This is a genomic window from Pontibacter saemangeumensis (genome assembly GCF_039541895.1).
GTDB classification, from domain to species: Bacteria; Bacteroidota; Bacteroidia; order Cytophagales; family Hymenobacteraceae; genus Pontibacter; species Pontibacter saemangeumensis.
The window spans coordinates 336,592-349,391 of sequence record NZ_BAABHC010000002.1 but is presented as its reverse complement, the minus strand read 5'-3'; the positions used below and the strand labels follow the sequence as shown (position 1 = coordinate 349,391).

The 12,800-nt window shown below is 53.3% G+C and carries 12 protein-coding genes; 3 read left to right on the top strand and 9 right to left on the bottom strand.

From position 1 onward, the window contains the following. Nucleotides 1–35: 35 nt before the first annotated feature. A complete protein-coding gene (locus ABD920_RS03010) occupies nucleotides 36–1,124 on the bottom strand; it encodes a mechanosensitive ion channel family protein (protein ID WP_345156669.1) in 1,089 nt (362 codons plus the stop codon). A 319-nt stretch (nucleotides 1,125–1,443) separates the two neighbouring features. On the opposite strand from ABD920_RS03010, the gene ABD920_RS03005 reads away from it, so the two are divergent. Then, on the top strand, nucleotides 1,444–3,660 hold the full coding sequence (locus ABD920_RS03005) for a bifunctional alpha,alpha-trehalose-phosphate synthase (UDP-forming)/trehalose-phosphatase (RefSeq protein WP_345156668.1): 2,217 nt from the start codon (nucleotides 1,444–1,446) through the stop codon (nucleotides 3,658–3,660). Between the two features lie 172 nt (nucleotides 3,661–3,832). On the opposite strand, the gene xseB is transcribed toward ABD920_RS03005, so the two are convergent. The 6 genes from xseB to ABD920_RS02975 form a co-directional block, all read right to left on the bottom strand. Further along, nucleotides 3,833–4,090 carry an exodeoxyribonuclease VII small subunit gene (gene xseB / locus ABD920_RS03000; protein ID WP_345156667.1) on the bottom strand — a complete coding sequence of 86 codons (258 nt, stop codon included), beginning with the start codon at nucleotides 4,088–4,090 and terminating at the stop codon, nucleotides 3,833–3,835. After that, nucleotides 4,080–5,639: an exodeoxyribonuclease VII large subunit gene (gene xseA / locus ABD920_RS02995; protein ID WP_345156666.1), complete on the bottom strand. Its 1,560-nt coding sequence runs from the start codon at nucleotides 5,637–5,639 to the stop codon at nucleotides 4,080–4,082. The genes xseB and xseA overlap by 11 nt, the downstream gene beginning before the upstream one ends. A 166-nt stretch (nucleotides 5,640–5,805) precedes the next feature. After that, entirely contained in the window at nucleotides 5,806–6,357 is a 552-nt protein-coding gene (locus tag ABD920_RS02990; RefSeq protein ID WP_345156665.1) for a GNAT family N-acetyltransferase, read from the bottom strand. A 2-nt stretch (nucleotides 6,358–6,359) separates the two neighbouring features. Beyond that, on the bottom strand, nucleotides 6,360–7,412 hold the full coding sequence (locus ABD920_RS02985) for a CNNM domain-containing protein (RefSeq protein WP_345156664.1): 1,053 nt from the start codon (nucleotides 7,410–7,412) through the stop codon (nucleotides 6,360–6,362). A gap of 76 nt (nucleotides 7,413–7,488) precedes the next feature. Beyond that, nucleotides 7,489–7,884 (bottom strand): hypothetical protein, encoded by a 396-nt coding sequence (locus ABD920_RS02980; RefSeq protein WP_345156663.1) that lies wholly within the window; start codon nucleotides 7,882–7,884, stop codon nucleotides 7,489–7,491. Between the two features lie 121 nt (nucleotides 7,885–8,005). Further along, entirely contained in the window at nucleotides 8,006–9,490 is a 1,485-nt protein-coding gene (locus tag ABD920_RS02975) for an aldehyde dehydrogenase (RefSeq protein ID WP_345156871.1), read from the bottom strand. Between the two features lie 279 nt (nucleotides 9,491–9,769). Between ABD920_RS02975 and ABD920_RS02970 the strand changes: the two genes are divergently transcribed. Both ABD920_RS02970 and ABD920_RS02965 read left to right on the top strand, forming a co-directional pair. After that, a complete protein-coding gene (locus tag ABD920_RS02970; RefSeq protein ID WP_345156662.1) occupies nucleotides 9,770–10,615 on the top strand; it encodes a hydroxymethylglutaryl-CoA lyase in 846 nt (281 codons plus the stop codon). Between the two features lie 44 nt (nucleotides 10,616–10,659). Next, entirely contained in the window at nucleotides 10,660–11,358 is a 699-nt protein-coding gene (locus ABD920_RS02965) for a (Fe-S)-binding protein (RefSeq protein ID WP_425568539.1), read from the top strand. An 80-nt stretch (nucleotides 11,359–11,438) separates the two neighbouring features. Here ABD920_RS02965 and ABD920_RS02960 read toward each other — a convergent pair whose 3' ends face one another. Together ABD920_RS02960 and ABD920_RS02955 are read right to left on the bottom strand one after the other, a co-directional pair. Further along, entirely contained in the window at nucleotides 11,439–12,137 is a 699-nt protein-coding gene (locus ABD920_RS02960; protein WP_345156660.1) for an outer membrane beta-barrel protein, read from the bottom strand. Continuing rightward, the gene (locus ABD920_RS02955; RefSeq protein ID WP_345156659.1) at nucleotides 12,134–12,790 is read right to left on the bottom strand and encodes a hypothetical protein; all 657 of its coding nucleotides are present in this window, start codon (nucleotides 12,788–12,790) and stop codon (nucleotides 12,134–12,136) included. Before ABD920_RS02955 ends, ABD920_RS02960 begins: the two co-directional genes overlap by 4 nt. Nucleotides 12,791–12,800 lie beyond the last annotated feature (10 nt).

The following is a 12,800-nucleotide window of genomic DNA, read 5'->3' as shown; positions in this document are numbered from 1 at the left end:
GGTTGAGCAGCAGGGGCCTTTTAACCAACAGCCGGCTAGGAAACCTCGGCAATGGCTGGTATATTTTCTCCTACAAACTCAGACCGCGTTTTAGGAAGCGCGCCCGGATAGTTTTGCTGAATGAACAAGACCAGCTTCTCGCGCACCAGGCAGCGCAGATCCCAGGCAATGCCGGAGCTGTTGGCGCTCATCAGCGCACGCAGCTCCAGCGTCCGCTCCTTTGAGTCCGTCACCTGAAGCCCAGACACGCGCTTGTCCCATAAATCTGTGCCCGCTAAGATACGGTTTAACTCGTTGCGGACCGCATCCACAGGCACGGTATAGTCGGTGTAGAGATAAACAGTCGCCAGGATATCGGAGCCGGTGCGCGTCCAGTTCTGGAAAGGCTTTTCGATAAAATAGTTGAGCGGCAGGATCAGGCGCCGGTTATCCCAGAGCCTGAGCACGACGTAAGTCATGGTTATTTCCTCCACACGCCCGAACTCTCCCTCCACCACCAGCACATCGTCGATGCGGATGGGCTGGGTAAAAGCCAGTTGCAGACCCGCCAGCAGGTTGGCGATGGAGCGCTGCGCGGCAAAACCCACCACAATACCGGCTACACCGGCTGAGGTCAGCAAGCCGGTCCCGAGCTTCCGGACAGCATCAAAGCTGAGCAGGATAAGCGCTGTGGCGATGAATATAATGATCGTGACCGCCAGCCGCTTCATGAACGTAAGCTGCGTGAACAGCTTCCGTTCCCGGATGTTGTCTGTCTTATCGATGGCGTACTGGTGCCGTACCAGGTCACGGGCCACGTCAGTCAACTTCACCAGGATCCAGGCAAACGCGATGATATCCAGGATCTCGGTAATGCGCCGCAGAATCTCCACCCGCTGCTCAGAGAAGGGCAGGCCCGGCAGGGATATGGACACAAAAAGCAGCGGGATAAAAAAAGCCAGGGGCCTGTTGAGGTTCTCCGTCAGGGAACGGACCAGGTACGGGTTGTCGTGTCGGTTATATATATGCAGCAGCCAGAAAATGATGTACTTGACAACTATGCCCGCCAGCGCGGCGGCCGTTAAGATGGTGAGCCCTATGGCAAGATCGTCGAGCTGGTGCACGTAAGCTGTTAGCTTCTCCATTTGGATTCAATAAATATTCTGATAAATTTAACAGTTGGTAACAAGGAGCGAGGCGATATGGGGGTTTTAAACACAACTTACTGCAGAAGGCGGATTCAGGTTTTGATTTGGTCATACAGGACATAAAAACCTTTGATACTGATTTGATTATAGCTATTTTTATATATTCCCAGAACGTAAATGCTTTGTTCTGCGTATGATAAAATAGGTTATTGTTCCCAACCTGAATTTAAACAGAGGCAAATAGATGGGCTCAGTAGGTGGCGTGATCGCACCCAAAGCGCTATTGAAAAAAGCCGACAAAAAACATCCATAACACATGGCAAAACTGATCATTGTATCGAACAGGCTTCCTGTAAAACTGCAAGAGAAGGAGGGTGAGCTTGAATACAAAACAAGCGAAGGGGGACTGGCCACGGGCCTTGGCTCCATTTACAAACAAGGAGACAATCTCTGGATTGGATGGCCTGGTTTGGTGGTGGAGGATGCTAAGGTTCAGCAGCGCATCAGGGAGGGCCTGCGGCCTGAAAGCATGCAGCCCGTTTTCCTGACGGAAAGCGAGGTGAAGGAGTTTTACGAAGGCTTTAGCAACGAGACGCTCTGGCCTACTTTTCACTATTTCAGCCAGTATGCTGTGTATAACCAGCAGCTTTGGGAGACATATGTGGAAGTGAACCAGAAGTACTGCGATGCGGTGGTGGAGCAGGCCGGGCCGGAAGACACGATCTGGGTGCATGACTACCAGCTGCTGCTGCTGCCTTCTATGCTGCGTGCGAAGCTGCCTAACAGCACGATCGGTTTCTTTCAGCACATCCCTTTCCCTTCGTACGAAGTGTTCCGCCTGCTGCCATGGCGAAAAGAACTGCTGGAGGGGATGTTGGGTTCTGACCTGGTGGGCTTCCATACCTATGACGACATGCGCCACTTCCTGAGCTCGGTTAACCGGCTGGTGGGATACGGCAGCATGCACGGCTGGATCAACACCAACAGCCGCTCGCTGCTTGTCGACTCTTTCCCGATGGGGATCGACTATGAAAAGTACAGCAAAACAGCCGACCTGGATGAAGTTAAGAAGCGGGAGCAGATATACAGGGGCAATCTGAATGCTGAGAAAGTTATCCTATCGATCGACAGGCTTGACTATTCCAAGGGCATTGCCCAGCGCCTGAAGGCCTTTGAGCTGTTTCTACAGAAGTACCCGGAGTTTCATGAGAAGGTGACGCTGCTGATGCTGGTGGTGCCAAGCCGTGATGCGGTGGAGAAATACAAGGAGCTGAAAGAGGAGGTGGATGAATTGGTGGGCCGCATCAATGGTAGCTACAGCCGGATCAGCTGGAACCCGATACAGTACTTCTACCGCTCTTATCCGCTTGAGACGCTCTCTGCCTTCTACCGTATGGCCGATGTGGCCCTCGTGACACCGATGCGGGATGGTATGAACCTGGTGTGTAAGGAATATGTGGCGAGCAAGTCAGACAAAAAGGGTGTCCTGATATTAAGTGAAATGGCAGGGGCCTCTAAGGAACTGTCTGATGCGCTGATCATAAACCCGAATGATATAAACCAGATGGTGCAGGCATTGTATACTGCGCTCACGATGCCGGAAGAGGAGCAGATCGCCCACATGACCACCATGCAGGAGTCGCTGCAGCGGTATAACATTCACCACTGGGTGAGTATGTTTATGGATCGCCTGTCTTATGTTAAGATCAAGCAGATGTCGTTGGCTACATCTTATCTCGATGAGGCGACGATTATGGAAATGAACGATGCCTATGACTCGGCCAGTTCCCGCCTGTTCTTCCTGGAGTACGACGGTGCCCTGGTAGATTACCGCAACCGGCCGCTGATGGCACGCCCGGATGATGAGCTGATGGATTTACTGGAAAGACTCAGCAAGAACTCCAAGAACAGGGTGGTGGTGGTGAGCAGCCGTGAAAAAGCGACGATGCAGGATTGGCTTGGTCACCTGAACATCGATATCATAGCGGAGCATGGCGTGTGGATCAAGCAGCGCGGTACCGGTTGGCAAACGATGCTGAGCCTCCTGGATGACTGGAAGAAAGACATCCGCCTGATCCTGGATCTGTACGTTGACCGTACGCCCGCTTCTTTTATCGAGGAAAAAGAGTACTCACTGGTGTGGCATTACCGCCGCGTAGAAACCGGACTCGGCGAAATGCGCGCCCGCGAGTTGGTAAACCATCTTAATTTTATCGCCTCAAACAGTAACCTTCAGGTGCTGGATGGGCAGATGGCTGTGGAGATCAAGGCCCAGGAAATTAACAAAGGAAAAGCATCCAGCTACTGGCTGAGCAAGTTCCCGCATAAGTTTGTAATGGCTATCGGTGATGACTGGGGAGATGAGGATATTTTCAAAGCCATGCCGCGCGAAGCCTATACCATCAAAGTGGGCAATTCGTATTCGGTTGCCAAATACCACGTCGATACCTGCGAGGAGGCACGCCAGACACTTTCCCGGCTGGTGCAGACAAGAAGGCAGGAACAGTCTCCCGGCGCCCTGATGACCGGTTGATAAGAACATGATCATAAACAAAAGGGCCACCTGTCGTAAAAACAAGTGGCCCTTTTGTTTATAGCCTTCTCAGTCAGGCCCCTTATATATAAGCTACACTCTTAAAAGGCTCTATGCTATAAATCAACCTTTGACCATATTATGGCTGCCATACTTGTTATATATAAGTAGTCTAAAACAGCGAGCCGTTCGCAGAGCCTGCTGCCCGGTTTTCCGGGGCCTCGCAGTTTTCCTCGTTAAATACCTGGTCTATCGCTTTCTCGGCATTGCGCAGCTTCTCCTTGCACAGCTTAATGAGCTGCGATGAGCGCTGTACCTTCTGCGTTAGTTCATCCACATCCACCGAGTCATTCTCGATTGCCCGCAAAATCTCCTCCAGCTCCTGTGTCGCCTCGCGGTACGTCAAACTTTTTAAATCCTTATTCGTCATCTTTGTCAATATTTACAACCATACTGTGGAGCGTGCCGTCCTGCATTTTCGTTTCGATAACGTCTCCATTATTTATGTCTTTTATGCTTTTCGTGATCTTCCCGTTCACCAGTGTTAAGGTATAGCCGCGCAGCAGCAGGCGCTCCGGGTTGTTTGCCTCGATGCTCATTTCCAGCAACTTCAGCCGGTGGCGTTCGTGCTGCATTTTCTTATGCGTCTCGAATCCTACTTTGTCGCTGCACTTGGTAAACAGGAGTTGCTTTCGCTTCAACCCGTCTCTGGCTTCTGTTTCGATGCAATGTACCAGTGTGTTGAGTTCATGCCCTTTCATGTGCAGGTAGCGCTGGCTCCTGCCCTCCACGCAAACTGACAGCTCCTGCAGGTAGCGCTGCCGCTCGTGCAGCAGGTATTTCGTCGTTGCATGGATGTCTTTGTCGAAGTCGCTGACCAGGTGCCTCTGCGCCTCGAGATACGACTTGGGCTTTAGCAGCAGCCCCCGTGACAGCAGTTCCATTTTATCCCGTGCGGTTTGCAGCTGCGCCTTGGTCTGGTTGGCAAACCGCAGGCTTAGGCGCTCCAGCCGATCATTTGTCAGCTTTAGTTGCTGCGCCGAGAGCATGCGGATGCTGTCGTACAGGCTCTCTGCCGCTTCCTCAGCGGACCGGAAACGATCGATGAGGAAATTGGCCACTGCCGTGGGGGTTTTCAGGCGCGTGTGCGCCACCAAATCTGCAATACTCTCGTCCCGCTCGTGGCCAATGCCCGTGAGTACGGGCAAAGGGGAGTGGCCAATGGCAGCCGCAATGGCATAATCGTCAAAACAGCTGAGATCCGTTTGCGAGCCGCCGCCCCGGATCAGCACAATGGCGTCAAACCTTTCCCGGTGCTTTGCTGCAAGTGCCATGGCACGCTTCACGGAGGCCGGGGCGTCGTTCCCCTGCACGGTAGCCGGGAAAAGCGTGGTTTGGAACGTGTACCCGAAGCTGTTGCGATGCAACTGGTGTACAAAGTCCTGGTAGCCTGCCGCCGTGGCAGAGGAGATAATCGCCAGCCGCTGTGGGACCAGGGGCAGCTCCAGCAGTTTATTCGCGTCTATCAGCCCTTCCGCCTCCAGCCGTTTCAAAGTTTCCTGCCGTTGCCGGGCCAGGTCACCGATGGTGTAGTTCGGGTCGATGTTGACGATGTCGAGGCTGAGGCCATATAGCTCGTGGAAGCGTAATGAGGCCTGGAACAGGATTTTAAGCCCGGCCTTTAGCGGCTGCCCGGTTTTCTCCTCGAAGTAACGGCCCAGCATCTGGAAGCGCGAGCTCCAGATCGTGGCGCGGGCCTGTGCCACAATCTGCCGCGCATCATCGCCTTTGTCTACCAGTGTCAGGTAGCAGTGGCCTTTGCGTCGGTCAGCCGTCACCTGCGCGACCTCCGCCACCACCCAGTAGCTTTCCGGAAACGCCACTTCCAGCTCTTCCCGGATCTGCTGGTGCAGCTGGTGAAGCGAAAGGGGCGTCTGCAGCTCTGCATGAAAAGTCTGCCGAATGAAAATCTGTGCCATGGGCAATGGTAGCTGGTAGGGTGTGTGCAGTGAACCAGGCGGGTTAAAGCAACTGATTGTGCCCCACAAGATAAGCTTTTGTGCGCGGAGCGCAAAGAGGCGGGCGGCTGCTTTTTTCTTCCCGGTATATAAAGGCAGGTATATATAAATTGAGTGTCAGTGGCTTCTATTCGTAGAAACGCTCATATACCGCTTGTCTGATATGGCTGGAAACATGTGCTATTTCTGCCGGGTCTGCAAGTGGCGGTGCAGCCATGAGATAGAGCGGCACAGGCTGCCGGCCCGGCTGGTAAGGCGGCTGGTAATAATCATGTTCAGCGTGCAGCGCAAAGCCCAGGTTCTGGTAAAAGCTGATGCGCCTTCTGCTTAACTCGTTGGTGGGGCGCTCCACTTCCAGTACGAGCTTTGCTCCGGTTTCCAGCATTATGCGCTGCATAAGCTGCCGGCCATATCCCTGCCCCTGAAGCGCTGGCAGGATGGCGATATGCTCCAGGAAACAGAAGCCCTGCAATTGCCAGTATATATAAAACCCCACGAAAAGTTTATCCTGCATTGCCGCGTAAAAGAACATGGCAGGCTGGTCGAGGAGTTGCAGCAGCTGTGCATAATCCCGTCGCTCATATACCGGAAAAGCCTCCTCATATAGCTGCTGCAGGGCCGCTACTTCGGGTATTCCAGTTGGTGTGACGCGTCTGCAATCCAGCGCCTGAGCTGCCATCTTTAGTCCTCCATTTTAAAACCCAGCCTCCTGGCGCGTTTTTCCCAATTGCTGCGGGCCCAGTTCTGAAGATCGGCCACCTGGTCCAGTTCGTCGATGATCTCCATGCCGAGCAGCGTTTCAATGATGTCCTCCATGCTGATGAGGCCGGCCGTGCCGCCGTACTCATCCACCACAAGCGCTACCTGGTCTTTCCGCTCGAGCAGGCGGTTAAACAGCGTCGGGATGGGCATATGCTCCGGCACCACCTGTATTCTTCTGGCAATGGCCTTCAAAGGCTTGTCTCCCTGGTTTTGGATCATCTCATACATCACCTCGTCCTTCAGCACGTATCCTGTCACATCATCCAGGTTTTCTTTATAGATGGGGATGCGGGAAAAGCGCAGGTCTGGGAAGCTCCTGAAAAAATCCACGATGGTCATATCCTCCTGCGCGCTCACCACCACCGTTCGGGGGGTCATGATGTGGCGCACCATGATGTTATTGAAACGCAGGATGTTGCGGATGATCTGCGATTCGCCTTTTTTGAATATCCCGTCTTTGATGCCTATCTCCGTCATGGCCGTGAAATCGGCCCGGCTCAGGATACTTCTCCCTTTTTCCTTCTTTAGACGCCTCGTGATGAACTGCGATAGGAGAATTATGGGGTACAGCGGGGAGTAAATCAGGACCTTCAGGGTACGGATGGTAAAAGGGGCCAGCTGCTTCCAATAATTGGCGCCAAGTGTTTTGGGGATGATCTCAGAGAAAATAAGAATAATAAGTGTAAGGATGCCGGAGGCAAGGGAAAGGTAGGCCTCGCCCCAAAGAAGTTGGGCCTGCGCACCCACGCCAGCAGCCCCGATGGTATGCGCAAAGGTGTTGAGGGTGAGGATAGCAGCGAGGGGCCGGTCTATGTTATCTTTAAATTTCTGGAGGTCTCTCCCAAGCTTCGGGTCCTGTTGCGTGGCAATACTGATATAGGAGGGGGTGATACTCAGCAAGACGGCCTCCAGCACAGAGCACATGAACGAGAAGAACAAGGCAATTACTAAGTACAGTAAGAGTAAACCCATGTAGATGGTTACCAGGTGTAGGTACTATATGATCTGGAGGTGACACACTTCGCTCACGATCCGTTTGCGCGCAGTGTTAATGCACCACCCGAAGAACCGGTTCTGAAAGGGGTTGCCGTGTTTCATGGTCTATCGTAAAATAGCCAACCATGCTCGGGCCGTACCCTAAATTGAGCTCGAAGAACTTATTCTGCTCCGGGAGCATGTTCACCACCTCCTGCTTTAAGTTTCTGTAACGATCCAGCAGCGAGGCGAGCCGCTGTTCTTTTTCGTTCAGGCGATCGCTGCGCCTCTCAGCCGCCCCGGTTTGTTCAAAGTCGTGGCTATCGGGGTCGAAGTCGGGCCTGATGCTCTGCAAGGAGAGCACCTCCACCTCCAGCAGGCGAATTGTCCGCTCCACGTCGAGGTAATCCCTGATCTTCTCCTCCAGCGGAACCAGCGATTCGTCCAGGTACTCAACAAGATTTTCCATAGTGCTCTATTAAGGGTTATAGCTGCAGCGAGGTAGACGCTGTCGGTAAACTATATACGCATCAATTCTAAAAACGCAGATTATCGCCCCCAGGTTTGGATATAGCGAAAGGGGAAGCGGATCATAGCCAGTGGAAGAACCGGCGGAGCATCTGGAGCCGGTTGCGGTAAGGCGGGTAGCGGAGGGGCAGGTCGAGCCAGGTGCCGCGCTGCAGGATGCTCTTTTGGTGGGAGAACAGATCGAAGCTGCTTTTGCCGTGGTAGCTGCCCATGCCGCTGGCGCCCACACCCCCGAAAGGCAGGTTGGGGTTGGCCAGGTGCGAGATCGTGTCGTTGATGCAGCCGCCGCCAAACTGCGTGCTGCGCAGCACAGCTTCCTGCTTCTCATGGCTGGAGGAGAAGAAGTAAAGGGCCAGTGGCTTTTCGTGCGCGTTCACCACCCCGATGGCCTCCTGCAGTGTTGTAATGGGCAGGATGGGCAGGATCGGGCCGAATATCTCTTCCTGCATCACGGGGTGCTCCCAGTTCACCTGGTCCAGCAGGGTGGGGGCGATGTAACGGCTGGCGCTGTCGGTTTGCCCGCCGGTGCGGATGGTACCGTGTTGGAGGTAAGCCGACAGCCGGTCAAAATGCCCGTCGTTGATGATGCGGGCGTAGTCGGGGCTTTCCTGCGGGGCATCGCCGTAAAACTGGCGGATGCACTTTGCCATCTGCTGCACAAGCTCTTCTTTCACCTGTTCCTGCACGAGTATATAGTCCGGGGCTACGCAGGTTTGCCCGGCGTTCATGAATTTGCCCCACACGATGCGCCGCGCCGCTAACGCAAGGTCAGCGTCCTCGGCCACGATGGCCGGGCTTTTCCCGCCCAACTCCAGCGTGACCGGTGTCAGGTGCTCTGCGGCAGCTTTCATCACGATTTGCCCGACCCGGGTGCTGCCTGTAAAGAAGATATAGTCGTAGCGTTGCGCCAGCAGCTGCCGGGTCACGTCCACGCCGCCTTCCGCCACGGCTATATAGTCTTCGTCAAACGTCTCGCTGATGAGCTTTGCGATGGCGGCAGAGGTATGAGGGGCAATCTCAGAGGGCTTCAGAAGCACGCAGTTGCCGGCGGCCATGGCTCCGATGAGCGGCGCCATCAGCAGGTTGAACGGGTAATTCCAGGGGCCGATGATCATCGCGATTCCGTAGGGGGAAGCGTGAATACGGCTCCGTGCCGGAAAATTGATGATCGTTTCCTTCACCTTCCTCGGCTTCACCCAGTCCTGCAGCTTCTTCAGCGTTAGTTTCAGCTCCAGCTCCACAAAGCCTATCTCGGTACTAAACGACTCGAACGCGGGCTTTCGGAAATCAGCGTACATGGCATCGAACAGCGCCTGCTCGTGCCTCCGGATGGCCTGCTGCAACGCACGAAGCTGGGAGATGCGGAAGCCTGTGTCCAGGGTTTTGCCGGTGGCGAAGAACGCGCGTTGCCGCCGCACCAGTTGCTGAATGCGTTGCTGGCTGTCGTCAGGGGCGGGTGCCGTTGCGGGGGTGGTGTGGGTATATGGCATCAATCTTTGTTTCGTTCTAAATGGCCGTTCCGCTAACCAGGTACCCTGCGAAGTAATTTTGGCTATATATAAGCGTGTACCAGCGATACGAAATTATCGTGATTGTTTTACAATCAAGGAAAAAGGACTGGCGCAGGAACGGGTTCAGTTCTGTTGTATTTAACCTGCACGGCCGCAGATAGTTTTCTCCCCGGCCATATATACGACGATATAGAATGGTTTTGAAACCCCTTTAAGCTGTGTCTGTTTACCCTGCCTTTAGATTATGTACGCGTCCGCGTGAGTTATTTTGTATCTTTGGTTAATGCCGACAGGTACAGTGTGAGATGAGACACCATGAAGATAATCGAATGCCCGCGCGATGCCATGCAAGGCATCAAGGCTTTTATCCCTACCGAACAAAAAATAGCCTACATCAACGAGTTGCTGAAGGTTGGCTTCGACACGATTGATTTCGGCAGCTTTGTCTCGCCGAAAGCCGTTCCGCAGATGAGCGACACCGTGGAAGTGCTGGCAAACCTCGACATCGGGAACTCGACATCCAAACTGCTGGCCATCGTGGCCAACGTGCGCGGGGCCGAAGACGCCGCACAGCATGAGCAGATCCGGTACCTTGGCTTCCCGCTGTCGTTGTCGGAGACGTTTCAGCAACGCAACACCAACAAAAGCATCGCGGAGGCCATGCAGCAGCTGGCCCATATACAGGATATCTGCCACCAGCACGGCAAAACCCTCGTCACGTATCTGTCCATGGGATTTGGCAACCCCTATAACGACCCCTGGGATGCAGCGACCGTTCTCCGTTTTGTGGCGGAATTGCACCAGCTTCAGGTAGAAATCATCTCGCTGTCAGACACGGTCGGCATATCGAGCCCGGAGGATATTTCGTACCTGTTCACGCATCTTATTCCGGCGTTTGGCAGTATTGAGTTTGGCGCGCACCTGCACACCACGCCCGCTGCCTGGGAAGAGAAAGTGGCCGCCGCCTATGAGGCAGGCTGCCGCCGCTTCGACGGAGCCTTGCGGGGCTACGGGGGCTGCCCGATGGCAACAGACGAACTGACCGGGAACATGCCCACAGAAAATTTGATCGCTTACTTCGAAAATATTGGCTTAAATTTGAACCTGAACAAAGCAGCGTTTGCAGCCGCCATGGCGCAGTCCTCCGCTGTGTTTTCCTGATTATGGCAAGAAGAATAATTGTTGATATATTTATACCGTGTTTTGTGGACCAGCTGTACCCCGAGACGGGCATGAACATGGTGAAAGTGCTGGAGAAAGTCGGTTGCGAGGTGCATTATAACCCGAACCAGACCTGCTGCGGACAGCCCGCTTTCAACGCCGGCTTTTTTGACGAGGCCCGCGAGGTGGCCGGTAAGTTCCTGGACGATTTTTCGAATGAGACCTCCCAGTATATTGTGGCCCCCTCGGCCTCCTGCGTGGGCATGGTGCGGAACGCTTACCAGGATATTTTCGTGAAGTCGTCGAGCCTGGTGAAGTACCGCTCGATGCAGAAGAAGGTATATGAACTGACGGAGTTTCTGACGGATGTGCTGGGCGTTACAGACATCCCCGGGGCCGCCCTGCACGGCCGCTACACCTACCACGACTCCTGCAGCGGCCTGCGCGAGTGCGGCATCAAGGAAGGGCCACGCGCCCTGCTGGGTAATGTAGAGGGGCTGGAACTGGTGGAAATGGAAGACAACGAGACCTGCTGCGGCTTCGGCGGCACCTTCGCCGTCAAGTTCGAGGCGATCTCCACGGCCATGGCCGAGCAGAAAGTTGAAAATGCCCTCGCCACGGGTGCTGATTTTATCGTGTCGACAGACACCAGCTGCCTGATGCACCTCGAAGCCTATATACAGAAGCAGAAAAAGCCTATTAAAACCATGCACATTGCCGATGTGCTGGCCAGTGGGTGGTAAACTTGATTACAGATGCCACTACCAAGGCTTGAGCAGTGTTTTGCTTAGGTCTTGGTAGCGGCATCTATAAGATAGAAGCTTTAAAAGAAGTAGCTCACGCCCAGCAGAAAGGTAGAGGAGGACACATCTAACGCAAAAGTTCGGACCTTCTGCTCATCCAGGCTGCTGGTTATTTCACCAGTGCTGTTCTGCTCCTTTTCCTCTGTAGTACAAATATCCTTCTGGAAACGTAATTCGCCGAAAGTCCCGTTCAAACTGATTTTCTCGGAAAGGAAATAAGATAATCCCGGGCGGGCGGCGGCTACAAAAGCAGCTTTTTCTGACCGTGATGTAGAAAACGAAGCCGGATCAGCACCATATTGTAAGGATTCAAAGTGTGTCGTCTCTTCCGTGCTATAGCTGAATTCCCCCATTCCTGATAAGGCCAGCTTGTCTGTGAAAAAAATATACCTTTTCAGGTAAACACCAGCAGCTTTCTGTGTCGACTTCGCTTTAAAGCGCTGTTTGATTTCATTGTTTGCATAATAATATCTTATATGGCGGGCATTTTCAGATATGGTCGCAAAAACACCCACTTCCACCTTATCCGATACCAGGTAGCCTACCTTAGGAGAGATGTGGTAGCTTCTGCTAATATCTTCCAAATCTGTACCTGGGGTCTTGTCTTTTCCGAAACTATAGCCAACCGAACCGGTGGCGACAAATGCGCCTTTCGAAGTCTGCGCCTGCACCCCCTGGGCTATCGCTACGAGAATGAATAGGGATAGGAGCTTCTTCATGGCTTCTCAGCTTTACAGCCGAAGTAATAGTGCATGCCAACCGCGCCATTGGCAGGGGAGATAGTGGCATTGAAATTCGTGGCCGTATTTGTAGCAGTGGATGGCGCGCGAGTGGACTCGTATGTTGTTTTTCTCCGCTCAAGTTCTATGGCGCCAACGCTCAAACTAAATCCCACTTTTTCAGTGACGAAATACGTTAAGCCTGGTATTGCAACTATTCTATACCCAATGGTTCTGTAATTTTCCTGAAATGAAGTGGCAGGGGCATACATCATTTTGTTTCTGCTCCAGTAGATGCCCACATTACCTGAGGCAGTGAAATGGAGTTTTCCAGTGATAGGGATATACCGTTTTATATAGGAGCTGATACCGGTCGTTACGTTTTTGGTTACATCCGTTCCGTCTTCAGAAACGCTCTTGTTTTTGGCATACTCAAGGTGTGTGCCTATCCCTACCTCCAACCTATCTTTAAGAAAATAACCGGCACTTGGGGCAAAGACTAAACTGGTACCATTGCCTTTCGATGCCTGGTTATCAGTGTCCTGGATTGTGACGCCAAGGTAGCCGTTTAAGGTGAAATTGCCCGCGGCAGTTTGCGCTAATGCACCCCCACCGAGTATTGCCAAAAACGCTGTGAAGGCTACGTGTTTCATGTTTGTTTTC